We start from the raw sequence: 25,712 nt of genomic DNA, 5'->3' as shown, positions 1-25,712 counted from the left end.
ATCTATAGGTCAACCCAGTATAAACGCCCACCAAACATGAAGGTTTCAGGTGCGGAAACGTTTTTTGTTGTTTCGCCTATGAAAAATCGATACTCAGCAAATATCTCAAAAGATGGATTGAATTGGTATCCTATTTCAATATCTGACGTTAAGTTCCAAGAGAAATTATTATTACTGAATTCTCCTCGTTGAGTAGTTTGATTTAATGTTGCAAGTCCCAAACTCGTCTTAAAAGTTAATGGCTCAAAAATAAAATTTTCTTTTCGGTAGGTAGCTGAAAAAGAAGACCATTGCTGTTCGATTTTTTGTGTACCTGTTTTGATTTTTGATGATTGTTGTATGTTGAATTCTGCTCCCCAAGGATAAATTTCAAAATCATAACCACCCCCGATGCCCCAGTTTAAGGTGCTGTGTTTTCCATAACCGTATAAACCTTGAAGGTAGGGGGCTGCAGATAAATTTTGTGAGGAGAATAAGCATATAAAAAATACAGACAACATGTTTAAGCTTTTATTGAACAACATAAAGAACCTCTTTAGATATCGTTTTTACTCAAATTAGTGTCGTCTAGCGTAGTGTTAACTTTTGAAGGTTATTCGTTAAAATTCTAGTAAACATCACTTGAAAGTAAAGGAGGAGCGAATTTCTGAACTGCTGTAATGATTAAAGTTTAGCGCTTAATCGGTCGAGTTCATTTTTTGGTATTGTTTTTTATATCAACTAAAGTTTATGGAGGATTTACAAGCTTTAGAGTGCGAGTATAAATATGGTATGGCTGATTAGGTTATTCAAAATTTATATCATAATCCCTATGTTCTTCATTACCTTAATAGGGTGTAATAAAAATGAAAGCTTCAATGACAACAACGGCTCAAACAATGATGGTAGTGTTACACCTGAGTTAGTATCAATTTCATTGGTTTTAGAAGGTGACAATAAAATCCCTGTAGGACTTAATGGTTACGTAAAAGCTTTAGCGACATTTTCGGATAATACTGTAGAAAATGTGTCTGCTGATGTTCAGTGGCACTCTTCAAACAACGCTTTTACTCCTAATGGATTAACAAATGTTGCTCATCAGCGCTTTAAAGCTCATCAACAAGAAAACAATCAAGCTGACATTCATGCTACATTAGGTTCGATAAGAAGTGATAATGTAATCACTTTATTTGTTTCTGAAGCTGTCGTTGAAGCGATAAATATCACTCCACCCACAATGTCCATTCCGGCAGGTTTGGAAGGACAATTTTATGTTCATGCTTCTTTATCTGACCATCGCATTTTAGATTTAACGTCCGAAACAGAAGTTGTCTGGACAGCAGATAAACAGCCAGTTGATTATGGCAGAGTTAGCCCTAGCGAAGAGCAAATCGGCAATTCGCTGCTCATCCAAGCCAATTTGGATATTCACGGTAAAAATTTGGAGTCCCAATCGACTCTCTACGTATCAGATTTATCTGTACAAAACATTAGAATTGAGCTGCTAGATGGTGAAGTTTGGAATAATGAACTTGCAGCAAGCGAAGCTCGAGAGATTGCTGCTATTGCAATTATGTCTGATGGCACTGAAGAACGATTGAGTAATGAAAAAGTTGACTGGTCTACGAGCAATGATGCCATATCACTTTTACGCGATAATGCTCGAGTTTTCGTTGTTGGGCAACAAGGCGATAGGGCTGCAGAGGTCCTAGCAAATATGGCTAACCTTCAGGCTGTGGAACCTTTTTATGTTTATAAACAAAGGGATCCAGTCGGTGTCGTTCTTGCCACTGAGGAGACATTACGTAAGGGGGAATCCATGTCCCTCCGTTTTGTGGCAAAGGGAAGCGATGGCGTTTTAGCGGAGTTAACCCATAGTCCTTCCACTATTTGGTCACTGAGTGATACCACTTATGGGCATATGGAAGGTAACAAACTGGTTGCTATTCCACCTGAAGGTTATCAAAACGACCTGAGTTATCCAGAATCTCTGACAGTAACGGTAACAGCAAAAAATGGTTCATTGAACTCATCTTATGAGGTTGAGTTGGTTGATTCTAGTGTAAGTACGATCATTTTATCTCCCTCATATTCAACCAAACTGAATTACGGTGAGCAGCTACAAATGGAAGCTTTTGCCACCTACTCTGATGGAATAACGGTAAATATTACCGATAATCCTCTGATGAACTGGAGTACACCTGATGCTAAAAATGCGTATTTTTCTAATATTAAAAAGGGATTGTTGATGACGGGTGACGCAGAAATATTTTCTGTCACCGGGCAGTTTTCTTTATTACCTGATAAATCTCCGTCGATAACGGTTGAAGTGGATGATAAAGTACCCGTATCAATACAGCTTACCCCAACTCAAAACTTTTCTGTTGGCCTTCCTATCCAATTAACCACCTCAATGGTTTACGATGATTCTTCAACAGAGCAGTTACCTGCCGAAACCGCAGATCTTTTTTTGAATGTTGAGGCATGGGATGGCGAAGAAAATTCAACCCCTAGTATTTCCAACGATGGGATCTTTTATGCGACAACAGCTGGCACGGTTCGGATCAAAGCAGTAAAAGAATTTGCTAACTCAGATTTAATCTTAGAAACCACTACGCAAGACATCATTATTCAAGCACCTAAGATGACGTCAAATTTGGTTGTTTATCCTAAAGAGGTGAATCTAACGCCATCACAGTCTCAGTTACTTAGCGTTTATCGTGTCAGCGTCGATGGCTCCAGAACTTTGGTCCCTCCAGCCCTTCTCAGCTATCAGTTTTCTGGTCCTGTACCGTTGGGGTTAGATATAAACTCGAATGAAGGTAAGATCATTGCGGGCGCAACAGAGGGGAATACAACGTTAATTGTGACTGATAAAACCCTTACATCAGAAGAGACAGTTGATGGTGAAATACCAACGGAATCACTCTCTGTAATCATTCATGAGAATGCATTAGAGTCTATCAGTATCAAAGTTTCCGATGGGCAAAAGCTGATTCCAGGGCAAAAGTTAGCACTGAGTGCTGAAGGTCACTATGAGGACGGTAGCTCAAAGCTATTGGATACGGCATCTATAACATGGTCAGCCAACTTTTCACCTGAAAGTTCAGCCTATGCTTTAAAAGATAATGCTAGGTTAGTCGCAGTCGAGCCCGGTGTTGGTAATGTTGTTGCAACTTATAAAGCATTTCCTAATCTCTCGTCATCTTCATATCCAATTGAAATTGTGAATGAATCAATTACAAGTTTAAGAATTAGCCCAGATATTGAAGAGCTTGTTGATGGTTTTTATCAAACATTTGAGGCAATTGCTGTCACTAATACAGGATTAGATGTCAAGCTCGAATCAGGCCAAGTACAGTGGGAGATTAAAGAGGGGAGCGACAATGTTTCAGGTGCAGTGAGTATGGATGGTTCTTATCTTGTTCAAGGTACAGGACTTGGCTCAGCAACCATTGAAGCAAGTATTATCACAGGGGCATTCCCCGAGGGTTCTATATTGAATGAAAAAGCCGAAGACGATTTTAAGGTGGTGGAATCCGATGTTAACAACCTTATTATCTCTCCCCTTGATGGTGAAAGTGTCATTATTAATTATGAGTACTCTCTCAAAGCAACTGCGATAAAGGAGAATGGTGACCTGATTGATGCTACAAACTTAGTTATTTTTTCATCATCAGATGAAGGGAATAGTGTAATCAATAACTCGAACAAGACGATCATGTTCACCCAAGCCTCTGCTAATCAAGTGACGATAACCGCCACCCCTAATGGAGACTCCCTTGGGAATTACAATTCAGACGCTACTTCAAATCTCACGGTTGTAAAACCAAAAGTGCTTGGCATTATGGTTTTGCCGGAGAGCGCAGCAGTGAAAAATGGGGAAACAATACAGCTCGAAGCATGGGCTTATTATACCTACGATCAAGCTCCACAAAATGTCACCGATTCTGTCGAATGGCAAGTCGTTGAAGCTGTTGGAGCAACGGTCGATAATGGCGCGGTAACTGGAAAGGATCGTGTCGGGACGGTGCATGTTCAAGCCATCGATGATGATGGAAATATTGGCCAATCGACAATCAGTGTCGATTTCACTCCTAAAATGTGCGGCTCAGGTGTTGATGATACCGATAAAAATAATGGTTCTGGTGCATGTATAAAGGTTGCATCGGATAAAAGTACGGGGAATTGGTTAACAAACACTCCATCATACAATGTCTTAGAAAGGTTGGGGTATAAACAAATTCAGATTGCCGATGCAGCGAATGATAGTGGGAAGACCTTTTTAGAAAAGAATAAAGGTTATGCACTACTAGTGCAAGATGGATTGGGTGTTATTTCCCCACCAGACAGCTTACCCAATGGGCAAGATTATGGTGAGATGGGGCAGTTTGACCGTTATTGCAAACATCTGGCTGAAATGAACTTTGCGGGGCGCAGTAACTGGCAACGACCTTTATCTTTTGAATTAGAAAGCTTTTTTAAACATGCAGTTAGTGCTAATGAGACAAATATTTTTGATATGAAGACAATATTTGGCTGGTATATAGCCCACGATTACAATGCAAAAGATCAATATGAAGACAGTAACTATTATGCGGGATACCGTTTCCAAATAACGGGTGGCATTACAGCTGCAACTAAAAATCAGGCTATCTCAAGTTCTTGTATTTCACATACGCCATAAGTGTCAATGTGACATACAAGCTCGGTAGAAATGTCTGCTTTAAGGTTTTGCAACAGTACAATAAAAAAACCTAGTTAGCTGTAGGAGCTAACTAGGTAAATACTAACTAGATAGGGAAATCCAGTTAGGCCCGTTATGTGCAAATGTGAGTACGCAAATGTATAACGCGAGTCCATGGTACTGATGTTTTTTACTTTTTACCGTTGTGACTCTCACATCTTATAACCTTATAAACAACATATGTATTACTAACCATGAAAAAAGTATGGATTAAAGTCCATAAGTTCGGTTATAAAATGATGAGGTTATATGGCCAAGCAGCTCGGCGTCATTTGAGTCGAAGTTATGCACATCCCAACTGGTGACAAAGAAATTTGAATTCCCCTTGGTCCAGATAGTGCTCGAGCATCATTAACACAGAGTGAAAAAAGGGTTCTGGAGCCGCTTCTTTTAGGCTATTCATAATAGCTACTCGCTCTGATTGGTTAAGCGCAGGAACAATGTATTTAAACCATATGCTCACTTGCTCTGGAGTTAAAGACGACATGACATCGTGGTGCAGTTGCATCAACTCTTTATCAGTAAAGTTTGTCCACAATAGTTCATTGATATCGCTCTCTTCCATTTCCATGTGGGCTAAATAAGAAGAATAAAAATTATTGATCATTGAGTAGAACGTCTGACTATGTGACAAGACAGGTTGCTGGTTGAGTATATGAAGCTGCTTCTTTAGGTTACCTAGTTGGTGCTCAACGTCTTTATGTTCGTTTAGGTTATGAGTCGCGCTGCCCGGTTGTTCGCTTTCTAGAGCGCGTAACACGACGGACTCTTCGGAATGAGCATGTAGATCAAGCAACAGAAATACTTCATTGGCAAGATCATTCAATGCTTCTAACGAATGAGTATCTTTATACTCTACTTGACCTGCAAGCCTACTAAGCTGGGCGAGTGCATTACGTAGCCCTTTATGAGGAAAAGTAAAAAGGTTTAATCTGGTTGAAGTCATAAAAGGCTCCTAAAGGCAAACGAGTAAGGTTGTATTAGCGATCCCAGAACTTATCTTCTGTTGCTTGATCAGATGAAAATAACCAGATTTCGGTGATTTTCTCATTGCTGAGTTTGAATAAGTCGGTTCCTTCCATATGGATACTGTGTTCTACACCATCGATATTTCTTTGGCCTGAAAATAATACAGGTACAGAGACTAAATCATCGCTTGCCATTGGTTGAGCATTTGGTTGTACTGCAAAAGATCCTTGTGTTTTGGTCATCATGCCTGCCACCATTGCACCGATCTCTTCTATTCCGTTTTTCTTACCAGAGAATGAGTTGTTTCCAGGTTGGTGCCAGATAACATTATCATCAAGTAGGCTTGCAAATTTATTCATATCACCGACTGCAAGGCTAGCAAAGTAAGTGTTTATGACAGCAATGTTTTTTTGTTGAGTTGTTAAATCAGACATTTATTTTTCCTTTTAACGGTGTTTTGTGTTCTTAAGTTGATGCGATGAAGGTACTTTAAAAGATTTTATTTGTATCAGTAAGGGATTAAGTTATGATTTCACTGTTACGAAAAACGGAATAATAGGTCATGCAGTTACAAAGATTGAAAGCCATGGCGGTATTTGCAGCCGTTGTACAAACGGGTAGCTTTAACAAAGCTGCTGTGTTGCTTGGGTTAAGTAGACCTGCGGTAAGTGAGCAAATCAGGAAGTTAGAAGCACTACTAAAAGTCAGAGTCTTACAACGTTCTACACGTATGATGAGCTTAACGCCCGATGGTGAAAAGATATTACCGTTAGCTCAATCGGTATTAGACTCCTTATTGATGACTGAGCGTGTTCTGTCCAAAGATGAAATGGTCGGAAAAATATGCCTGACAGCCACTTATGATATTGCACATAACTGGCTGCTACCTCGTATCAAGACGTTCTCTGAGCAATACCCTAATATTGAGTTTGATTTTCTGATCACTGATGACAAAGTGGACTTGATAAAAAATCAGGTGGATTTGGCAGTCAGAGTCTCTGCGATGAATGAATATGGTTTTGTGGCAAGAAAAGTCTTTGATGATGAATTAGAGGTCTACGCTGCTCCTCAATATTTACAGTCACTTTCTGAGCCTATCGGTGATGAGAATTTGCTTGAACAGCGTTGGGTCCTGCTTAAGCGATTGAGTGAAAATGGCGATATCTGGCTACAGAATGGGACTGAAAAGCGACGTTTTACGCCGATTAACCCTATACAAACCAACTCTCCTATTTTTTCAAGGGATTTAATCTTATCAGGGATGGGGATTGGGCTACTGATTAACAACATTAGCAGCAGTTATATCGATTCAGGGGAGTTGGTTCGAGTACTTTCCGGTTGGAAAGCTCAGCAACTCTCCTGTTATTTACTTTATCCCAGTCGAGAACACTTACCAAAAAGAATGCGTCTGCTGATTAATTTTTTATTAAACTCAAAGTCTTTTGGTTAAGCTTCTGTTCGAGTAGGTATCTGCAATAAAAAGAGTTATTTGCCCCCTGCAAGGTCGATGAATGAACCAGTGACATATGAGGCTTCATCACTGAGTAACCAAGCAATGGCGTTCGCAACCTCATCTGTTGTTCCTCCTCGCTTTAAAGGTATATTGGGACTGAGTCGTTTGACTCGATCTGGTTCACCGCCATCGGCATGCATTTCTGTATGGATAAAACCGGGTCTAACAGCGTTAACTCGTATATTGTTTTCAGCCAGTTCTAAAGATAACCCTTTGGTGAGTGAATCCATAGCGCCTTTGGAGGCGGCATAATCGACGTACTCGAAAGGTGCACCAGAGCGAGATGCAGCAGAGGAGACATTTACGATAGCTGAGCCAGACTTAAAGCGCTTAGCGGCCTCTCGACAACATAAAAAACAACCGACGACGTTGGCATTCATTACTTTTTGAAAACGCTCAAGACTGATATCTGTCAGGCGAGATTGAGTAAATAAAATACCAGCGTTGTTGACTAAATGAGTGACGCTACCTAATGCTCGCTCGGTTTTATCGAAGAGATCTTTGACCTGCTGTTCATCGGAAACATCAGCTTGAATGGCAATAGCTCTACCACCACTTTGTTCAATACCTTCAACCACTTTTTGAGCAGCGTCACTGCGACTTCTGTAATTGACGCAAACAAAATAGCCTTGTGTAGCGAGTAGCTTTGCGCTTGCCGCACCAATGCCTCGACTCGCCCCAGTAACGATAACGACTTTATCCATAATTCCTTTATCCGTAATGTTTCTTATACCCAAATAACCTCAAGACCCTCGCTCTGAATCAAGCATCTTGGGGTCATTTGGGTATATTGTTTTTTTGTTTATTAAAAAGAGCGCAGCGTATTACTTTCGACCTACTTTAAGACCTGCCTATTTTTAGGAATGGTCTGTTTTTAGTTAAATATACAAGTGGTATCAAGCAGTAGAGTGCAGCGACAAAAGCAACAGAGCCGATTAAATCCTCCACTCTATGCATACCCAGCCACAAGCGACTGAAGGCAACACCCGTAGCCCATAGAAGTAATACGGCAGCAGATAGGTAGCTTCCAGCTTGTAAGAACAAACCACCAAAAAATACTAAGCAAATGGCAACGAAAATAGTATGACCTGAAGGAAAGGAATAATCTTTTTCGCCTTGCCAGTGTTGAGTTCGCCATTCACTGACGTTAATAGAAATGCGCGTAATAATATCGGATTGTTGGTTTGTACTGAGTTGATAGAAAGATTGTGGTTGTTCAATCAACTGTTCAGCTGCGAGTAGTTCTGTGTAAGGGCGTGGGCTCTCTGTTATTAATTTCAGACCAGTCTTTCCTGCAAACCCAATAATTAACAGCAATCCGAGTGTTGGGAGTTGTTTCATCCATAGTGCCTTGGTTGAATGCATTCTAGAAAGCGCAATAAGCAAAGCTATTAAGGTCAACAAGAAGCCATGACTGCCGGCTGAGTCAGTTAATAAGGCAATGGTTTGTCCTGTAGTACGGCTGACCTGCGAGGTTAAATCATAATCAGGAATTAACAGCGAAAGAAAGATAATTGTTAGAGTGAATAAGGCCAGCATAAGCAAGCCGTAAAGTTTTGTTTTCATGAAAGTCAGGTGCTTGGAATTGAGGTTCTTGGAATTACTTGGCTATATTACCGTATTTGTTAGGGTATGCCCAAATGAATTACAGGCAAAAATCAGCGATTAAAGTCGCTTGAAGAAGTGGTGAACAGGCCCTGCGTTTCGTCCTACGTCTAGTTTGTCAGCATGCTGGATGGCTTGTGTGATGTAGTTTTTTCCTGAGGAGACAGCTTGGCTTAGTGTAGCGCCTTGAGCGAGATAACAAGCAATGGCAGAAGAAAGCGTGCAGCCTGTCCCGCGGGTGTTTAGTGTATTGATGCGCTCTGAGCGAAACATCTCAGTGTTCTGTGAAGTGATGAGTAAATCATTACTGGATGTGCAGTCCATCAAATGGCCACCTTTTAGTAGGGCCGACTTTGCGCCTAGTTTACGTATAGCAGAGATCATTTCATACATTTCTTGTTCAGTTTGAGGTAGCGTTTGATCCGTCAACGCGGCACATTCAGGTAGATTAGGGGTTATTAAATCGACTAGGGGAAACAGGGTTTCTTTCAAGGCTTTGAGCGCACTTGGTTGCAGAAGCAAATCGCCGCGAGTTGAGACCATGACAGGATCTAGAACGATGTTTCGTGGACGGTATTGCTTTAGCTTTTCTGCAACGGCAGTAATGACATCTTCTTGTACAAGCATACCGATTTTTACTGCTGCGACATCAAGGTCGGTAAAAACTGCGTCTAATTGGCTTTGCACATGATCAACTGGAACCGGAAAGGCTCCCGTCATTCCTTGAGTATTTTGAGAAGTGATTGCAGTGATCACTGAGCATGCATAACCACCGGTAGCTGAGATGGCTTTTATATCTGCTTGTATCCCAGCTTTGCCACTGCAATCAGAACCAGCAATAGTCAAAACAATGGGAATTTTACGGCGTAGGCTTGGGTGGGCTTTAGAAGCTACTTTAGACATTCTTGCTGTCTCCTCATACTGTTTTAAGAGCATAACAGCTCTTTCTTATGCAAAAAAGTGCCACTTTTCTTTTTTATTTAAATCAATATATTGCGTTCATTTTACTATTGGCTACCTACTGATAGGTAAAATATTGCTTGCATTATGTTTTGGTGTCACTTATAGTTCGTCTCGTTCAAGGGCAAACCCAAAATTAAATAAGCCCTTTTTTAAAAAGAATTAAAACTACCTATAGGTAGATAGGAAATGATAATGAAAAATGTTTTTAAAACTCTTATCCTTGCTAGTGTTGTAACGTCAGTATATGCAGAAGATGGTTCGTACAATGGTACGGTTGATATGAATATGCCGAGCCCTACAACGATGAACGTAGAGCGTATTGCTGCCGAGCGTCTTCTTAAAGATCGTAACGATTCAGCAGTAGGTGGTTTCCGAATCATCACTGATGCTTCAGATTCTGCAATTGAACTAAAAAGACGTCGTGACTAATTATCACACTTTTGAATAGATTGAATAAATGAGGGGGTGCTGCAAATACTGCACCTCTCCATAGAATAATAAGAAACTGCCTTTGAGTAGATAGGAAATGATCATGAAAAATGTTTTTAAAGCGCTTATCCTTGCTAGTGTTGTAACGTCAGTATATGCAGAAGATGGTTCGTACAATGGTACGGTTGATATGAATATGCCAAGTCCTACAGTGATGAATGTAGAGCGTATTGCTGCCGAACGTTTTCTTAAAGATCGCAACGATTCAGCAGTGGGTGGTTTCCGAATCATCACTGACGCTTCAGATTCTGCGATTGAACTAAAAAGACGTCGCGACTAAAACTGAAGTCACTTGGATACAGCATCTTTAGGTTAGAATATCCATTAATAGATGTGGGCTTTTATGGGCCCACATTGCCATAACATTTCTTTGCTCGTACTCTCTTCTTTCCTTTCATATATCCAGCACCTTTGATTTACTCGGACATAAGTGTGTCAGAAATATTCCATAACAAATCTTTTTTGATATTAATAATCGTTAGCATAAAGTAAAGTTAGGCAGTGTAAAAACTGATAAATGCCCGAACACTTTCAGTATGCCTAGCACGTCATGTTGCGAAGGTGCGTTTTTATATCGCTTGAGTATGTTAAAAGGTGAGCGGGAAAAATGGATTACGAGCAAGGAGATTTCATGCTTAATTCTGCAACAGCGAAAACAGTGATCGATCATGCTCTCTTTTTGGGGGCAGATTTCGCCGAGCTATTTGTTGAACACCACCAAACTAATTCTGTTCAGATAGCCTCTGGTGAAGTAGATAAAGTGAATTCAGGTATCGATTTTGGTATCGGGATTCGTCTTTTTTTCGGACATAAAGTGCTTTACGGTTACACCAATAGTACAGATGAAACAGAATTGAAACGGGTCACCTCACTGCTTGCAGCAAAAGACAAGCGTGAGCAAATCGCCTCAGCAGGTTCTCTCAATCTGAACCGCTACCCAATTCAACATGGCTGTCGCATGCCTCTAGGTAAAGACGCTAACCTCGACTCTAAAATCGCTTTCTTATTGAAAGTAGACCATGCAGCACGTGCAGAGAGTGAACATATCAGCCAGTTCATCGGCAGCGTCCTTCAGCGTGAACAACAAGTATCCATCTTCAACTCAGAAGGTCTGCACGTTGACGATACTCGTCATTACATCCGAGTTGCTGGTAATACCGTCGCTCAAAAAGGTAATGAGCAATCTTCTGGTATGGAAGGTCCTGGCGCTCTTGCTGGTTGGGAGTTCAGTGAACAACTTGATGCGAAAGAGCTCGGTCAAATTATTGCGCAACAAGCGTTGGTGAAACTTGGCGCGGATGCGTGCCCATCGGGCGAGATGCCAGTGGTGATTGGTAACGGCTTTGGGGGCGTTATCTTCCATGAAGCGTGTGGTCATTTGTTAGAGACCACTTCAGTTGCCAAAAAAGCATCCGTATTCCACGACAAAATGGACGCAATGATAGCTCACACAGCTGTGAATGCAGTGGATGATGGCACAATGACCAACGAATGGGGCTCAATTCATATTGATGACGAGGGCATGCCGACTCAGCGCACTCAGTTAATCAAAGACGGTAAGCTAACCAGCTTTATGGTTGACAAAATGGGTGGTATGAAGACAGGTTACGAGCCTACAGGTTCTGGTCGTCGTCAAAATTACAAGTTCGCACCGACTTCGCGTATGCGTAACACCTTTATCGAAGAAGGCGATCATTCACTTGATGACATGTTGGCAGGCATCGAACGAGGTATCTACGCGAAGAAGATGGGTGGCGGCTCAGTTCAACCGGGAACGGGCGAGTTCAACTTTGCCGTTCGTGAAGCTTACCTTATCGAAAATGGCAAGATTACCAAGCCTCTGAAAACAGCAACGCTTATCAGCACGGGGCCAAAAGTGTTGAAAGAAATCAGCATGGTTGGTAAAGATATGGCGCTTGCTCCAGGCATGTGTGGTTCAGTGAGTGGTTCAGTACCAACCACAGTCGGTCAGCCAACATTGAAAGTCGATAATATTCTGGTAGGAGGCGGTAACTAATGAGGCAAGAACAACAACTTCTTAATGCGGTTGATTACGTCCTATCAGAAGCAAAGCGCCAAGGCGCAGAAGCGGACGTGATTGTAAACCGCAACAGCAGCTTTTCTCTGAAAGCGAACCAAGGGCAGTTGGATGAGTACAAAGTAAGCTCAAGCCAAGTTCTGGGTGTTCGTGTTGTTAAAGATGCGCGTGTCGCAACGAGCTACTCTGAATCATTAGAGCAACCGAGCTTAGATTTGATGCTGACTAATGCACTGCAAAGCGCTCGTTTTTCCAAGCAAGACGAACACCAGACCATTAGTTGCGTGAACAGCCAAATCACGACTGACGTAGCTGAGATTGCGCAAGAAGACACCACTTCGGTTGATGAAAAGATCGAACTGTCCCTCGCCCTTGAACAAGGGGTTGTGGCTTTGCCTCATGCTTCTAGTTCGCCTTACAATGGCTATAGCGATGGTGAAACGCAACTAATTATTGCCAATACTCAAGGCACATTGTGTCAACACTTCGAACGCTCGTTTACTTGTTACGCGTATACCTTGTTTGAAAAAGACGGCAAGCAGTCGATGGCAGGGAAAATGTCACTTGGTCGTCGCTTTGATGAGTTGAACCCAGCTTACTGTATCGAAGGTGGCTACAACCTTGCTCGTGATCTTCTTGAAGGTGCACCTGTTGCGACGGGTAACTACCCTGCTATTTTCCACATCAATGCACTTGCAAGTTTGTTTGGTGCTTTCGGTAGTGCATTTTCTGGTGTCAGCGCAATGAAAGGTATTACCCCACTGGGTGACAAGCTTGGTCAACGTATTGCGAGTGATTTGATTACTTTTACTGACGCGGCTTACATGCCAAATGGTATGGCAATTTCGGGCTTTGATAGTGAAGGCTTCGCTACTCAAGATAATGCCATCATTGCCAATGGTGAGTTGAAAACCTTGCTACACAACAGCCAGACCGCAAGTTACTTAGGGGCTTTATCGACGGCAAGTGCTGCTCGCGGTGCAAAATCGAGCCTAGATGTATCGGCAAATCATAAAGTAATTGCGACAGGCAACAGCACTGCGTCGGAAGTAAAAGCGGGTGAGTACTTAGAGCTCGTCGAACTTCAAGGTGTCCACTCTGGTGCAGATGCGGTGAGTGGTGACTTCTCGTTTGGTGCCAGTGGGTTCTTGTGTCGTGATGGACAACGGATTCAACCAGTTCGTGGTATCACGGTTGCGGGTAACTTCTATAAGATGCTTCAAGAAGTTGAGGCGGTCGGCGATACTCAGCTTATTAGCGACAGCCGTACCTTTTTTGCTCCAGACGTACGCTTTGCTCGTTTGAGTATTGGTGGCAAGTAAGTCTAGCATTCCAAGAGAAACACAAAGAGGGCTCAACGGAGTCCTCTTTCTTTTATCGAATGATTACGCGAGGATTAAAATTCGCGGATGTCCAACTCATTGTGGATCAATACCACACACTGAGAAGCGAAAAGCATCTTAGGACCTAAGCTGATCTTCTCTGTGCCAAGGCGCTTTAAACTATTGAAAGACTTTTTCGGCATCGGAATATGGTCGGTTAACAAGAAACATGGGTTTCCACCGATTTCTGCATCACGAACAAACTCGCCTTTTTTGTCCAGCATATAGAGCTGGTGGTCTTCTGAAAGTTCTTGCACTAGGCGTTCAAAGCTGACCGTACGAACCGTAATGCCGGGCTCGACTTCACGAAGCTGTTCTTTACCCATGCCAACCGAAGCGTCCAAAGCACGTGCCACTGCTGCAATTAACGTTGACTCATGAAAGCCGCCGATATTGGTGATGTCATTGGAGCGAATAGTAATGGTACGTGAGAAATCTTTTGTACTTTCTAAAACCAAGTGAACAACGACATCGTCACGGTGCGATTGAGCAACGAACATAGTGTTCATCATAGTATGAGCGAGAATCTCTGTATGCGCTTCAGTACCAACACCTTCTAACAGTGCTTTGCTGGTGGTTGGCGCTGCGCGAGCTCGTAAAACAAAAGAGCGCATGAATTTAGCCTCTATATAGGAAGAGTGAATGCGCGGAAGTATATACCTAAGTACAAACAAAAGTGAACAAATGTGACGTTAATAACAAAGCTCAAATGGTGAGAGTCACCAAGGTCACTAAACTAGAGATAGACAGCAAAAGGTGACAATGGAGAAGAAGTCGTTCACTCAAAGCAACTTCTTATGTCGGGAGTGCGCCACTGAATCGACTTCCAGAGTCACTCTCTCCAAAAACTGGTCACTGGGAATAAAGCAGGTGAAATAATGGAAATTAAAACAATTAATAAGGCGAGTTATAGGAAAAAGGTCAATATCATCATCGTTGGATTTGCCTTTTTATTGGTAGTGAGTTCAATTGTTTGCGGCGCGATATTAATTTACTTTTTTGGTAATCATCACATAGTACCTGATCAATCAACAGGTAACTTTTACTGGAATTTTTTAGGTGTTTTACTTGGGTTAGCGCTCACACTGACATTGGTTAATTCAATTAAGAGGCGGCCATATTTTAGTGAGGTTAGATATATTTGGCAGTTAAAACAGATACAAAATAAAATCTACCGGAAGCTGCGCAAACTGAAAGCTGCTGCAAATGATAACGACTGGAAAGCAATGACCATCCTTAAATATTATTACGTGACGCTAAAGGAAGTATACAGCTTGGATAACAACACACTCACTATGAGTAATGTAGAAAAAGAGCTTGCAGATATAGAGATAAGAGAAAATGAGCAGGCTAAAAAGATTGATGTTAGTTCGTTTCAAGAATCGTGGTTAGATGCATATTGATATAGCACCCACCTTTATACCCAAGTCACTTGGGTATAAGTCTTTTCTTTTAATAGAGTATCTTGACGTTACTTAGCCATAACATTTCATCACAACAAGCAACCTTTTGGCGCAATAAATGAACGATTGGGTGCTGTTTGAACAGCTGAAATTTTTTTTTGAATTTTTATTTAAAAAAAGGTTGCCAAGATAAATAAGCTCCTTATAATGCGCCTCCGTTGTCAAGGAGATGTGTAAGCAAAACTTTGATAACAAGGCGAGTTAAAATTTTGAATGTCATAAAGGTTGACAAAAATAAATTATTAATTATCATACGCCTCCGCTTTTATGGAGAAGTCCAAAAAGCCAAGCTCTTTAACAATATAGACCTATCAATCTGTGTGGGCACTCGTTGATGATAATCCAATTAGAAACTTCTCTTAATGAGAGGCTTCAAATTCGATTTCAATGAACTGAGTGACCAATCAAGTCGAAAGACTTGGCACAGTCAATTTATTCAGTATTCATTGAGTCAAACAAAATCTTAAATTGAAGAGTTTGATCATGGCTCAGATTGAACGCTGGCGGCAGGCCTAACACATGCAAGTCGAGCGGAAACGAGTTGTCTGAACCTTCGGGGAACGATAACGGCGTCGAGCGGCGGACGGGTGAGTAATGCCTAGGAAATTGCCCTGATGTGGGGGATAACCATTGGAAACGATGGCTAATACCGCATAATGTCGTTTTCTATAAACGAAGGGGACCAAAGAGGGGGACCGCAAGGCCTCTCGCGTCAGGATATGCCTAGGTGGGATTAGCTAGTTGGTGAGGTAAGGGCTCACCAAGGCGACGATCCCTAGCTGGTCTGAGAGGATGATCAGCCACACTGGAACTGAGACACGGTCCAGACTCCTACGGGAGGCAGCAGTGGGGAATATTGCACAATGGGCGCAAGCCTGATGCAGCCATGCCGCGTGTGTGAAGAAGGCCTTCGGGTTGTAAAGCACTTTCAGTCGTGAGGAAGGCAGTATCGTTAATAGCGGTATTGTTTGACGTTAGCGACAGAAGAAGCACCGGCTAACTCCGTGCCAGCAGCCGCGGTAATACGGAGGGTGCGAGCGTTAATCGGAATTACTGGGCGTAAAGCGCATGCAGGTGGTTTGTTAAGTCAGATGTGAAAGCCCGGGGCTCAACCTCGGAATAGCATTTGAAACTGGCAGACTAGAGTACTGTAGAGGGGGGTAGAATTTCAGGTGTAGCGGTGAAATGCGTAGAGATCTGAAGGAATACCGGTGGCGAAGGCGGCCCCCTGGACAGATACTGACACTCAGATGCGAAAGCGTGGGGAGCAAACAGGATTAGATACCCTGGTAGTCCACGCCGTAAACGATGTCTACTTGGAGGTTGTGGCCTTGAGCCGTGGCTTTCGGAGCTAACGCGTTAAGTAGACCGCCTGGGGAGTACGGTCGCAAGATTAAAACTCAAATGAATTGACGGGGGCCCGCACAAGCGGTGGAGCATGTGGTTTAATTCGATGCAACGCGAAGAACCTTACCTACTCTTGACATCCAGAGAACTTTTCAGAGATGAATTGGTGCCTTCGGGAACTCTGAGACAGGTGCTGCATGGCTGTCGTCAGCTCGTGTTGTGAAATGTTGGGTTAAGTCCCGCAACGAGCGCAACCCTTATCCTTGTTTGCCAGCACTTCGGGTGGGAACTCCAGGGAGACTGCCGGTGATAAACCGGAGGAAGGTGGGGACGACGTCAAGTCATCATGGCCCTTACGAGTAGGGCTACACACGTGCTACAATGGCGCATACAGAGGGCAGCCAACTTGCGAAAGTGAGCGAATCCCAAAAAGTGCGTCGTAGTCCGGATTGGAGTCTGCAACTCGACTCCATGAAGTCGGAATCGCTAGTAATCGTGGATCAGAATGCCACGGTGAATACGTTCCCGGGCCTTGTACACACCGCCCGTCACACCATGGGAGTGGGCTGCAAAAGAAGTAGGTAGTTTAACCTTCGGGAGGACGCTTACCACTTTGTGGTTCATGACTGGGGTGAAGTCGTAACAAGGTAGCGCTAGGGGAACCTGGCGCTGGATCACCTCCTTATACGATGATTATTACGATGAGTGCCCACACAGATTGATACGGTTTATAAAGTAAAAGAGAAAGAACATCCCCCAAGATGTTCAACTTAGTGTCCCGTTCGTCTAGAGGCCTAGGACACCGCCCTTTCACGGCGGTAACAGGGGTTCGACTCCCCTACGGGATACCACTTCTTTTTGAAGTAAAATGGGTCGTTAGCTCAGTTGGTAGAGCAGTTGACTTTTAATCAATTGGTCGCAGGTTCGAATCCTGCACGACCCACCATTTCTTCCTTTAGAAATGATTCTCAAGATGGGGCTATAGCTCAGCTGGGAGAGCGCCTGCCTTGCACGCAGGAGGTCTGCGGTTCGATCCCGCATAGCTCCACCATCTTGAATCTTAAGATATAAAAGAACACTCAGTTTTGTTTATTGCCTTATTTGGCATGAACAAGCATTGAGGGCGATTAGCTCAGTTGGGAGAGCACCTGCCTTACAAGCAGGGGGTCACTGGTTCGAGCCCGGTATCGCCCACCATCTTTAAGCGTACTTTCTTGAAAAAGACGAGTGCTTTTAAAAATGGTTACTTTATCTTAAGTAATTCGCTCTTTAACAATTTGGAAAGCTGACAGATAACAATTTGATTGATTGTTATCTAATAAAAGTTCTCAAATCCTATGTCTTTTAAAGATGTAGGTACCAATACACATTCAAGTGTTCTTGGGTTTTACTTCGTTCTTAACGAATGAAGAAAAACATATTTGAGTCCGGCAAAATCGAACGCTATCTCGCTCATTCAAATAATGAGATAGCAAACTTTGGTTGTTTAAACAACAAACTCAAGATTTCTTCTGAAACTCTTTGGGGTTGTATGGTTAAGTGACTAAGCGTACACGGTGGATGCCTTGGCAGTCAGAGGCGATGAAAGACGTAGTAACTTGCGATAAGCCCAGATTAGGTAGTAACAACCATTTGAGTCTGGGATTTCTGAATGGGGAAACCCACGTGCATAAGCACGTATCGTTATGTGAATACATAGCATAACGAGGCGAACCGGGGGAACTGAAACATCTAAGTACCCCGAGGAAAAGAAATCAACCGAGATTCCGAAAGTAGCGGCGAGCGAAATTGGACTAGCCCTTAAGCTTTTTATGCGTCAGGTGAAACTTCTGGAAAGTTGTGCGATACAGGGTGATAGCCCCGTAACCGGCAACGCATTTAAAGTGAAATCGAGTAGGGCGGGACACGTGATATCCTGTCTGAATATGGGGGGACCATCCTCCAAGGCTAAATACTACTGACTGACCGATAGTGAACCAGTACCGTGAGGGAAAGGCGAAAAGAACCCCTGTGAGGGGAGTGAAATAGAACCTGAAACCGTGTACGTACAAGCAGTAGGAGCCCACTTGTTGGGTGACTGCGTACCTTTTGTATAATGGGTCAGCGACTTATATTCAGTGGCAAGGTTAACCATCTAGGGGAGCCGTAGGGAAACCGAGTCTTAACTGGGCGCTCAGTCTCTGGATATAGACCCGAAACCAGGTGATCTAGCCATGGGCAGGTTGAAGGTTGAGTAACATCAACTGGAGGACCGAACCGACTAATGTTGAAAAATTAGCGGATGACTTGTGGCTAGGGGTGAAAGGCCAATCAAACCTGGAGATAGCTGGTTCTCCCCGAAAGCTATTTAGGTAGCGCCTCGGACGAATACTACTGGGGGTAGAGCACTGTTAAGGCTAGGGGGTCATCCCGACTTACCAACCCTTTGCAAACTCCGAATACCAGTAAGTACTATCCGGGAGACACACGGCGGGTGCTAACGTCCGTCGTGGAGAGGGAAACAACCCAGACCGCCAGCTAAGGTCCCAAATTACTACTAAGTGGGAAACGATGTGGGAAGGCTCAGACAGCCAGGATGTTGGCTTAGAAGCAGCCATCATTTAAAGAAAGCGTAATAGCTCACTGGTCGAGTCGGCCTGCGCGGAAGATGTAACGGGGCTAAGTAGTAAACCGAAGCTGCGGCAATGCACTTTTGTGCATTGGGTAGGGGAGCGTTCTGTAAGCCGTTGAAGGTGTGTTGTAAAGCATGCTGGAGGTATCAGAAGTGCGAATGCTGACATGAGTAACGATAAAGGGGGTGAAAAACCCCCTCGCCGGAAGACCAAGGGTTTCTGTCCAACGTTAATCGGGGCAGGGTAAGTCGACCCCTAAGGCGAGGCCGAAAGGCGTAGTCGATGGGAAACGGGTTAATATTCCCGTACTTCTTACAATTGCGATGGGGGGACGGAGAAGGCTAGGTGGGCCTGGCGACGGTTGTCCAGGTTCAAGTGCGTAGGCTGAAGAGTTAGGTAAATCCGGCTCTTCTTAAGGCTGAGACACGACGTCGAGCTACTACGGTAGTGAAGTCATTGATGCCATGCTTCCAGGAAAAGCCTCTAAGCTTCAGATTGTAAGGAATCGTACCCCAAACCGACACAGGTGGTCGGGTAGAGAATACCAAGGCGCTTGAGAGAACTCGGGTGAAGGAACTAGGCAAAATGGTACCGTAACTTCGGGAGAAGGTACGCTCTCGACGGTGAAGTCCCTCGCGGATGGAGCTATTGAGAGTCGCAGATACCAGGTGGCTGCAACTGTTTATTAAAAACACAGCACTGTGCAAAATCGTAAGATGACGTATACGGTGTGACGCCTGCCCGGTGCCGGAAGGTTAATTGATGGGGTTAGATTTTCTTTCTTTATAGAGAGGGGTCGAAGCTCTTGATCGAAGCCCCGGTAAACGGCGGCCGTAACTATAACGGTCCTAAGGTAGCGAAATTCCTTGTCGGGTAAGTTCCGACCTGCACGAATGGCGTAATGATGGCCACGCTGTCTCCACCCGAGACTCAGTGAAATTGAAATCGCTGTGAAGATGCAGTGTACCCGCGGCTAGACGGAAAGACCCCGTGAACCTTTACTACAGCTTGGCACTGAACATTGACCCTACATGTGTAGGATAGGTGGGAGGCTTTGAAACCAGCACGCCAGTGTTGGTGGAGCCGTCCTTGAAATACCACCCTTGTAGTGTTGATGTTCTAACGTCGACCCCTCATCGGGGTTGCGGACAGTGCCTGGTGGGTAGTTTGACTGGGGCGGTCTCCTCCCAAAGCGTAACGGAGGAGCACGAAGGTGGGCTAATCACGGTTGGACATCGTGAGGTTAGTGTAATGGCATAAGCCCGCTTGACTGCGAGAATGACAATTCGAGCAGGTGCGAAAGCAGGTCATAGTGATCCGGTGGTTCTGTATGGAAGGGCCATCGCTCAACGGATAAAAGGTACTCCGGGGATAACAGGCTGATACCGCCCAAGAGTTCATATCGACGGCGGTGTTTGGCACCTCGATGTCGGCTCATCACATCCTGGGGCTGAAGTCGGTCCCAAGGGTATGGCTGTTCGCCATTTAAAGTGGTACGCGAGCTGGGTTTAGAACGTCGTGAGACAGTTCGGTCCCTATCTGCCGTGGGCGTTGGAGAATTGAAAGGGGCTGCTCCTAGTACGAGAGGACCGGAGTGGACGAACCTCTGGTGTTCGGGTTGTGTCGCCAGACGCATTGCCCGGTAGCTAAGTTCGGGATCGATAACCGCTGAAAGCATCTAAGCGGGAAGCGAGCCTTGAGATGAGTTCTCCCTGATACATTAAGTATCCTAAAGGGTTGTCGGAGACTACGACGTTGATAGGTCAGGTGTGTAAGCGTTGTGAGGCGTTGAGCTAACTGATACTAATTGCCCGTGAGGCTTAACCATACAACACCCAAAGGGTTTTGATGGACTCAAAGCAAGAACGAATTGAATGTGTAGAGAATCTACTTTTATTAAGTAAACAGCTTTCCAGATTATTTAAATCCTGATGAGAGGGTTTAAAACAGAATTTGCTTGGCGACCATAGCGATTTGGACCCACCTGATTTCCATCCCGAACTCAGAAGTGAAACGAATTAGCGCCGATGGTAGTGTGGGGCTTCCCCATGTGAGAGTAGGACATCGCCAGGCTTGATTAATGCATTTAGATTTTTAAAATCTAGGTGTAAAGCTAAGACTTAGCATCAAAGATAAGACTATGTTTTAGTAACAATTTGTGGAGAGATGGCTGAGTGGTCGAAAGCACCGGTCTTGAAAACCGGCAACCGTTAATAGCGGTTCTAGGGTTCAAATCCCTATCTCTCCGCCACTATTAAAGAATAAACCGCTGTCTTTACAGCGGTTTATTCGTTTTTACAGCTCAAAAGTCGACAAGTACAAAGGATGATACAAATGTATTTGTTACGACTCCCAAATAGCGTTTACTATCCCTGTATTGCAGCGCCCTATTCCTTTTAAGCCCTCTGGTATCCAAAAGAAATTCGATTCTATTTGTTTGCAAAAGAGCGGCTCATTGCTTGTCTATTAAAAATTCTTCCGTACCCATTGTTAGGGTGATGCTTATGATGAAAGTTAATCTAATTGCTATTAGATGGTATATTTACCAGAATTCTGATAAATTCTTTTTATACAGATAGTTAACTACTCATGCGCACGAATAAAATGATATGTTTTGCATGAATATTGAATCCATCTAAATTAAAGATCCAATTGAATTGCATCGTACAGCTGCAATTGTGAAGTCTCCGTAACCACTAACTCAGGTGATAAAAGGTGGGTTCCTGAGGGTATGGCGGCTTATGGAGATTGTATTGATGGTACTAAGGTTCGTTTTCACTATGGCGCTTCACATATGATTCTTGTTCTGTAAATACCGGAGTTAATCACCAAGGCAGCACTTAGAGATATTGATAAACAAGGAGTACTGAAAAAGTGTACAGTCATGTGTTGGTTAATAAGAATATAATAAAAAAGTACCGGTATTTTGCTCGTTCTGTAAGCGTTAGTTTAGTGTTGTTCGCACCTTAATGCGGCGTCATGTTTTTAAATTAGGTTTGGAGTTCAATGAATATCAAGAGAAAAATAGTAATATCATTTGTTTCTTTAATTACATTAATTTTTATCGGTTATAAAATGCTAACCAATATTAACCTCAACTCAAAGCATAAAATTGGTGAAGCCCTAGACTCTTTTAATGATGTTTCGGTATATTATAATGGTGGTGTGAATCATGTGTTAGAGCGCAATTTAACCGATGATGGATACAATTTAGGCTTGAAGTATCAATGCGTTGAATTTGTGAAAAGATATTATTATAAATATTTAAATCATAAAATGCCTGATACCTATGGCCATGCTAAAGACTTCTTTAATTTAGATTTGGCTGATGGCGATTTAAATAAACAAAGAAATCTTATTCAGTATGAGAATGGTAGCTTAAGCTCGCCTAAAGTTAGTGATATTCTAGTTTATAAGTCGACAATTACAAACCCCTATGGTCACGTTGCTATAGTATCAAAAGTCGATTTATCTGAAGGTTATATTGAAGTAATTCAACAAAATCCTGGTCCATTTTCTCAGTCAAGAGAAAGGTATCTACTTGAAAGTAAGAATGGTAAATGGGTTGTGAAAAATGAGAGAATATTGGGTTGGTTACATAAAATATAATAAACTGCTCAAGCGGGATTTATAACACGTGGTATTTTCATTATGCGTTATTCTTGCGTTTAGTGTGGGTTGCGGTAGCTTTTTTATTACGCCGATCAGACCTTAATGCGGTGTTATATGCAAAAGTGAGTCTATGAGCTAAATAGAGTAGAATTCTATTTTTGAACTGCAGTGAGTAAAAAATGAATAAGCCTATCGAACAAAGAATTGGTAATATCGCTCTAGTTGTTGAAAATTATGATGATGCAATTGAATTTTATACCAAAAAACTACAATTTGAACTCGTCGAAGATACTGATTTAGGCGGTGGTAAACGTTGGGTTCAAATATCTCCACCTAATTCAACAGGTACAAATTTACTATTGGCTCAAGCAAGTAATGACGAACAACTAAAATCAATTGGCAACCAAGCTGGCGGTCGTGTTTTCTTATTTCTTCAAACTAATGATTTCTGGCGTGACTATGAGTTTATGAAAGCTCAAGATGTCGAGTTTACTGAAGAACCACGTGTTGAAGAATACGGAACAGTTGTTGTGTTTAAAGATTTATACGGTACAAAATGGGACTTATTGCAGTTAAATCAGCTAACTAAGTCTGTAACATGCAACAAATAAGGATTAAGCGCTATGCTTCCAACCTTAAAACCCGAGTGTTGAACAAGCCCGAGCCCCAAGCGATTTTGGCCCCTTGTTTGAGGGGACTGGGAGCACAATAGCAACCCTTGTGTTTCAAAAATAAGCCTTTATGCAGAAATGCCGCTATTAAGAACCCAAGCCTATATAAGCTTGGGTTTCTTGGTATTTAGATAAAGCCAAGCTGTTATCGCTAAAACTCTTTTGGAGCAAATCCTGTCATAACGTCTAGACGTAGCTCTTTGCCCACTTTAGTTAATGGGTGAACAATAACGAGACCTTTGACACGCTTTTTCAATTTACCGATATCCGCTTGTTCAGCCTTGGTTATTTCACGTGAGAAAGGCATATCAAGCAAGCTTTTGCGCTCTTTATTTAGCTCGTATTTTTGCTTATGTTTTAGTTGATTAAGTTTTTTGGTTAACTGTTCCACTTCATCAGTGAACTTAGAAATCATTTCATGATCACCACGAGAACGTGCCGCATCAAGTTTTCGTTGGCAGTTATCTAGACGGTTGTGCAGCTTTTGGATATCAGTTTTTATGCTCATGGATAAGGACTCAAAAATTTGTTAGTCGGCAATTATAGCATAGTTAACATGTTACGACTTACTATATCTCTTGATAACAGATGGGGCCTAATTCAAGGCCCTAAAGAATAAGCTCATTACCTGATACTCCGCCTGAGAAAAATGCTTCGATGTTACTCAATGTGACCGAGGCGATATTGTGCAGAGCTTCATTGGTAAGAAAAGCCTGATGTCCAGTGAACAACACATTGTGACAAGCAGATAAACGTCGAAATACATCATCAACAATCACATCGTTGGATTTGTCTTGGAAGAAAAGATCCTTCTCATTGTCATAAACATCAAGACCAAGTGCACCGATCTTACTTTGCTTTAATGCTTCTATAGCGGCCACTGAGTCTAAGAGCTCTCCACGGCTTGTGTTGATGATCATGACACCGTCTTTCATTTGCGAGAAGGCTTTCTCATTCAATAGGTGGTAGTTCTCTTCACTCATCGGGCAGTGTAAGGAGATGATGTCCGCTTTTGCATAAATGTCGCTCAGTGAACAATAATGGCACCCCATTTCAATTGCCAAAGGGTTTTCGTACGGGTCATAACACAGTACATTCATACCGAGACCTTTAAAGATACGGATCGCTGCCATACCGATCTTGCCTGTACCAATGACCCCGACGGTTTTTCCATAGAAATTGAATCCAACCAGTCCTTCTAAAGAAAAATTGGCATCTCGCGTACGTTGATAAGCTTTATGCAGACGGCGATTTAAACACATCATCATGCCAACAGCGTGCTCTGCTACAGCTTCTGGTGAATAGGCAGGGACACGCACCACTTGTAGACCGTATTTCTTAGCGCTGGCTAAATCTACTTTATCATAGCCTGCACAGCGCATCGCGATCAGTTTCGTGCCACCTCGTGCCAATTGTTCCAGTACAGCATCACAGAGGTCGTCATTAACAAAGGCACAAACGACTTCACAGTTGTGAGCCATTTTAGCTGTGGTCGCTGTCAGCCTGAAATCATGAAAGTTGAAAGTAAATTGATTGTGTTTGACTTTGTTAAATGAAATCTCGTCGTAGGATTTAGCGCTAAAAAAAGCAATATTAATCATGACTCTCCCTCTGAAAGGTTTGGTTTCTTCTGTAGCATTCTATGATCTTCATTTAACTCAATTCAGTGTTATGACTCTGAATCAAGCATCTCAAGGTATAAGCAGTCTTGTCATCAAATCTGTGAATATTCAATTTGATTTACTCTGCTTACCTGTCTAGCATAGTCGTTCTTTGTTTAAATTCCCTCTAAATGAGCGAGTTAGGTATTTTGGTGATGTTAAGAAGATGGGTGTTCCTAGCGGTATGTTATTCTTTCACATACGATGTTCAAGCTGCGATCGATTTAGTTAAAATTGATAAATCCAAACGGAGAATGTACTTGCTGGAACAAGGAGAAGTCATCAAAGAGTATCGAGTCGCTCTTGGTGCGAATCCCAAAGGCCATAAACAGCAAGAAGGGGATAATAGAACTCCCGAGGGAAACTATACACTGAAGTATGTGATCAATGATTCGGCTTATTACCGCTCCGTTCATATAAGCTATCCCAATGCTCATGACCGTGCTGATGCTCTTCGTCGAGGCGTTTCTCCTGGTGGAGAGATAAAAATCCACGGTTTGAAAAATGGCGAAACGCAACCAGCTCAGTTTATCCAGAGTTTTGATTGGACTAACGGTTGTATTGCGTTATCCAATGAAGATATGGATGAATTTATTCGATTAGTTAAGATGGGTACGCCGATCTTTATTGAATGGTAAAATCTGTGGCATCTTCCCATGCT

At 42.8% G+C, this 25,712-nt stretch carries 19 protein-coding genes, 5 tRNA genes and 3 rRNA genes; 18 read left to right on the top strand and 9 right to left on the bottom strand.

Annotated elements, in window-relative coordinates; all coding sequences use genetic code 11:
* Window positions 1–2: 2 nt before the first annotated feature.
* A complete protein-coding gene (locus BS333_RS20645) occupies window positions 3–524 on the bottom strand; it encodes an outer membrane beta-barrel protein (protein WP_021710699.1) in 522 nt (173 codons plus the stop codon).
* Between the two features lie 287 nt (window positions 525–811).
* Here BS333_RS20645 and BS333_RS20640 point away from each other — a divergent pair, with 287 nt between their 5' ends.
* Window positions 812–4,666 carry a hypothetical protein gene (locus BS333_RS20640; RefSeq protein ID WP_152428708.1) on the top strand — a complete coding sequence of 1,285 codons (3,855 nt, stop codon included), beginning with the start codon at window positions 812–814 and terminating at the stop codon, window positions 4,664–4,666.
* Between the two features lie 343 nt (window positions 4,667–5,009).
* On the opposite strand, the gene BS333_RS20635 is transcribed toward BS333_RS20640, so the two are convergent.
* The gene (locus BS333_RS20635) at window positions 5,010–5,672 is read right to left on the bottom strand and encodes a hemerythrin domain-containing protein (RefSeq protein ID WP_021710701.1); all 663 of its coding nucleotides are present in this window, start codon (window positions 5,670–5,672) and stop codon (window positions 5,010–5,012) included.
* Between the two features lie 34 nt (window positions 5,673–5,706).
* The gene (locus BS333_RS20630) at window positions 5,707–6,129 is read right to left on the bottom strand and encodes a nuclear transport factor 2 family protein (RefSeq protein ID WP_021710702.1); all 423 of its coding nucleotides are present in this window, start codon (window positions 6,127–6,129) and stop codon (window positions 5,707–5,709) included.
* 128 nt (window positions 6,130–6,257) lie between these two features.
* Here BS333_RS20630 and BS333_RS20625 point away from each other — a divergent pair, with 128 nt between their 5' ends.
* The gene (locus tag BS333_RS20625) at window positions 6,258–7,145 is read left to right on the top strand and encodes a LysR family transcriptional regulator (RefSeq protein WP_021710703.1); all 888 of its coding nucleotides are present in this window, start codon (window positions 6,258–6,260) and stop codon (window positions 7,143–7,145) included.
* Between the two features lie 35 nt (window positions 7,146–7,180).
* Here BS333_RS20625 and BS333_RS20620 read toward each other — a convergent pair whose 3' ends face one another.
* From BS333_RS20620 to thiD, 3 genes are all read right to left on the bottom strand, one after another.
* Window positions 7,181–7,912, bottom strand: coding sequence for a glucose 1-dehydrogenase (locus tag BS333_RS20620; RefSeq protein WP_021710704.1), 732 nt, complete (start codon window positions 7,910–7,912; stop codon window positions 7,181–7,183).
* A gap of 136 nt (window positions 7,913–8,048) precedes the next feature.
* Window positions 8,049–8,774: a phosphatase PAP2 family protein gene (locus tag BS333_RS20615; protein WP_033004140.1), complete on the bottom strand. Its 726-nt coding sequence runs from the start codon at window positions 8,772–8,774 to the stop codon at window positions 8,049–8,051.
* Window positions 8,775–8,873: 99 nt separating this feature from the next.
* Window positions 8,874–9,716: a bifunctional hydroxymethylpyrimidine kinase/phosphomethylpyrimidine kinase gene (gene thiD, locus BS333_RS20610; RefSeq protein WP_021710706.1), complete on the bottom strand. Its 843-nt coding sequence runs from the start codon at window positions 9,714–9,716 to the stop codon at window positions 8,874–8,876.
* Window positions 9,717–9,968: 252 nt separating this feature from the next.
* Here thiD and BS333_RS20605 point away from each other — a divergent pair, with 252 nt between their 5' ends.
* From BS333_RS20605 to BS333_RS20590, 4 genes are all read left to right on the top strand, one after another.
* Window positions 9,969–10,205 (top strand): VPA0252 family protein, encoded by a 237-nt coding sequence (locus BS333_RS20605; protein WP_021710707.1) that lies wholly within the window; start codon window positions 9,969–9,971, stop codon window positions 10,203–10,205.
* A gap of 103 nt (window positions 10,206–10,308) precedes the next feature.
* Window positions 10,309–10,545, top strand: a complete 237-nt coding sequence (locus BS333_RS20600; protein ID WP_021710708.1) for a VPA0252 family protein — start codon at window positions 10,309–10,311, stop codon at window positions 10,543–10,545.
* A gap of 351 nt (window positions 10,546–10,896) precedes the next feature.
* Complete coding sequence (locus BS333_RS20595) at window positions 10,897–12,282, top strand: TldD/PmbA family protein (RefSeq protein WP_021710709.1); 1,386 nt, start codon at window positions 10,897–10,899, stop codon at window positions 12,280–12,282.
* Window positions 12,282–13,625 (top strand): TldD/PmbA family protein, encoded by a 1,344-nt coding sequence (locus tag BS333_RS20590; RefSeq protein ID WP_021710710.1) that lies wholly within the window; start codon window positions 12,282–12,284, stop codon window positions 13,623–13,625. Before BS333_RS20595 ends, BS333_RS20590 begins: the two co-directional genes overlap by 1 nt.
* 74 nt (window positions 13,626–13,699) lie before the next feature.
* Here the strand turns inward: BS333_RS20590 and trmY are convergent, their stop codons facing one another.
* The gene (gene trmY, locus BS333_RS20585; RefSeq protein WP_021710711.1) at window positions 13,700–14,299 is read right to left on the bottom strand and encodes a tRNA (pseudouridine(54)-N(1))-methyltransferase TrmY; all 600 of its coding nucleotides are present in this window, start codon (window positions 14,297–14,299) and stop codon (window positions 13,700–13,702) included.
* Window positions 14,300–14,563: 264 nt separating this feature from the next.
* Here trmY and BS333_RS20580 point away from each other — a divergent pair, with 264 nt between their 5' ends.
* From BS333_RS20580 to BS333_RS20520, 11 genes are all read left to right on the top strand, one after another.
* Window positions 14,564–15,088: a DUF3087 family protein gene (locus tag BS333_RS20580; RefSeq protein ID WP_021710712.1), complete on the top strand. Its 525-nt coding sequence runs from the start codon at window positions 14,564–14,566 to the stop codon at window positions 15,086–15,088.
* A 525-nt stretch (window positions 15,089–15,613) separates the two neighbouring features.
* Window positions 15,614–17,180: ribosomal RNA gene (locus BS333_RS20575) — 16S ribosomal RNA — on the top strand.
* 90 nt (window positions 17,181–17,270) lie between these two features.
* Window positions 17,271–17,346: transfer RNA gene (locus tag BS333_RS20570), tRNA-Glu, on the top strand.
* A gap of 19 nt (window positions 17,347–17,365) precedes the next feature.
* A tRNA-Lys gene (locus BS333_RS20565) sits at window positions 17,366–17,441 on the top strand.
* A 29-nt stretch (window positions 17,442–17,470) separates the two neighbouring features.
* A tRNA-Ala gene (locus BS333_RS20560) sits at window positions 17,471–17,546 on the top strand.
* A 70-nt stretch (window positions 17,547–17,616) separates the two neighbouring features.
* Window positions 17,617–17,692 (top strand) — tRNA-Val (locus tag BS333_RS20555).
* A gap of 336 nt (window positions 17,693–18,028) precedes the next feature.
* Window positions 18,029–20,935: ribosomal RNA gene (locus BS333_RS20550) — 23S ribosomal RNA — on the top strand.
* A gap of 128 nt (window positions 20,936–21,063) precedes the next feature.
* Window positions 21,064–21,180, top strand: a 5S ribosomal RNA gene (rrf, locus tag BS333_RS20545).
* Together the 16S, 23S and 5S rRNA genes with 5 tRNA genes alongside form the textbook arrangement of a ribosomal RNA operon.
* A gap of 87 nt (window positions 21,181–21,267) precedes the next feature.
* Window positions 21,268–21,358: transfer RNA gene (locus BS333_RS20540), tRNA-Ser, on the top strand.
* Window positions 21,359–22,113: 755 nt separating this feature from the next.
* On the top strand, window positions 22,114–22,716 hold the full coding sequence (locus BS333_RS20530) for a CHAP domain-containing protein (RefSeq protein WP_021711864.1): 603 nt from the start codon (window positions 22,114–22,116) through the stop codon (window positions 22,714–22,716).
* A 182-nt stretch (window positions 22,717–22,898) separates the two neighbouring features.
* Window positions 22,899–23,330 carry a VOC family protein gene (locus BS333_RS20520; protein ID WP_021711865.1) on the top strand — a complete coding sequence of 144 codons (432 nt, stop codon included), beginning with the start codon at window positions 22,899–22,901 and terminating at the stop codon, window positions 23,328–23,330.
* Between the two features lie 211 nt (window positions 23,331–23,541).
* Here the strand turns inward: BS333_RS20520 and BS333_RS20515 are convergent, their stop codons facing one another.
* The gene (locus BS333_RS20515; protein ID WP_021711866.1) at window positions 23,542–23,898 is read right to left on the bottom strand and encodes a YibL family ribosome-associated protein; all 357 of its coding nucleotides are present in this window, start codon (window positions 23,896–23,898) and stop codon (window positions 23,542–23,544) included.
* Window positions 23,899–23,998: 100 nt separating this feature from the next.
* On the bottom strand, window positions 23,999–24,991 hold the full coding sequence (locus BS333_RS20510; protein WP_021711867.1) for a 2-hydroxyacid dehydrogenase: 993 nt from the start codon (window positions 24,989–24,991) through the stop codon (window positions 23,999–24,001).
* A 215-nt stretch (window positions 24,992–25,206) separates the two neighbouring features.
* On the opposite strand from BS333_RS20510, the gene BS333_RS20505 reads away from it, so the two are divergent.
* Window positions 25,207–25,689 carry a L,D-transpeptidase family protein gene (locus tag BS333_RS20505; RefSeq protein ID WP_033004564.1) on the top strand — a complete coding sequence of 161 codons (483 nt, stop codon included), beginning with the start codon at window positions 25,207–25,209 and terminating at the stop codon, window positions 25,687–25,689.
* The last annotated feature ends 23 nt before the right edge of the window (window positions 25,690–25,712 follow it).

The sequence above is a fragment of the Vibrio azureus genome, from assembly GCF_002849855.1.
Taxonomy (GTDB): domain Bacteria; phylum Pseudomonadota; class Gammaproteobacteria; order Enterobacterales; family Vibrionaceae; genus Vibrio; species Vibrio azureus.
The sequence above is the reverse complement of the archived record's forward strand: the minus strand, read 5'-3'. Positions and strand labels throughout refer to the sequence as shown.

Coding starts and splice junctions, on each gene's coding strand:
- BS333_RS20645 (WP_021710699.1), bottom strand. CDS start 524: ATGTTGTTCAATAAAAGCTTAAACATGTTGTCTGTATTTTTTATATGC.
- BS333_RS20640 (WP_152428708.1), top strand. CDS start 812: ATGTTCTTCATTACCTTAATAGGGTGTAATAAAAATGAAAGCTTCAAT.
- BS333_RS20635 (WP_021710701.1), bottom strand. CDS start 5,672: ATGACTTCAACCAGATTAAACCTTTTTACTTTTCCTCATAAAGGGCTA.
- BS333_RS20630 (WP_021710702.1), bottom strand. CDS start 6,129: ATGTCTGATTTAACAACTCAACAAAAAAACATTGCTGTCATAAACACT.
- BS333_RS20625 (WP_021710703.1), top strand. CDS start 6,258: ATGCAGTTACAAAGATTGAAAGCCATGGCGGTATTTGCAGCCGTTGTA.
- BS333_RS20620 (WP_021710704.1), bottom strand. CDS start 7,912: ATGGATAAAGTCGTTATCGTTACTGGGGCGAGTCGAGGCATTGGTGCG.
- BS333_RS20615 (WP_033004140.1), bottom strand. CDS start 8,774: ATGAAAACAAAACTTTACGGCTTGCTTATGCTGGCCTTATTCACTCTA.
- thiD (WP_021710706.1), bottom strand. CDS start 9,716: ATGTCTAAAGTAGCTTCTAAAGCCCACCCAAGCCTACGCCGTAAAATT.
- BS333_RS20605 (WP_021710707.1), top strand. CDS start 9,969: ATGAAAAATGTTTTTAAAACTCTTATCCTTGCTAGTGTTGTAACGTCA.
- BS333_RS20600 (WP_021710708.1), top strand. CDS start 10,309: ATGAAAAATGTTTTTAAAGCGCTTATCCTTGCTAGTGTTGTAACGTCA.
- BS333_RS20595 (WP_021710709.1), top strand. CDS start 10,897: ATGCTTAATTCTGCAACAGCGAAAACAGTGATCGATCATGCTCTCTTT.
- BS333_RS20590 (WP_021710710.1), top strand. CDS start 12,282: ATGAGGCAAGAACAACAACTTCTTAATGCGGTTGATTACGTCCTATCA.
- trmY (WP_021710711.1), bottom strand. CDS start 14,299: ATGCGCTCTTTTGTTTTACGAGCTCGCGCAGCGCCAACCACCAGCAAA.
- BS333_RS20580 (WP_021710712.1), top strand. CDS start 14,564: ATGGAAATTAAAACAATTAATAAGGCGAGTTATAGGAAAAAGGTCAAT.
- BS333_RS20530 (WP_021711864.1), top strand. CDS start 22,114: ATGAATATCAAGAGAAAAATAGTAATATCATTTGTTTCTTTAATTACA.
- BS333_RS20520 (WP_021711865.1), top strand. CDS start 22,899: ATGAATAAGCCTATCGAACAAAGAATTGGTAATATCGCTCTAGTTGTT.
- BS333_RS20515 (WP_021711866.1), bottom strand. CDS start 23,898: ATGAGCATAAAAACTGATATCCAAAAGCTGCACAACCGTCTAGATAAC.
- BS333_RS20510 (WP_021711867.1), bottom strand. CDS start 24,991: ATGATTAATATTGCTTTTTTTAGCGCTAAATCCTACGACGAGATTTCA.
- BS333_RS20505 (WP_033004564.1), top strand. CDS start 25,207: ATGTTAAGAAGATGGGTGTTCCTAGCGGTATGTTATTCTTTCACATAC.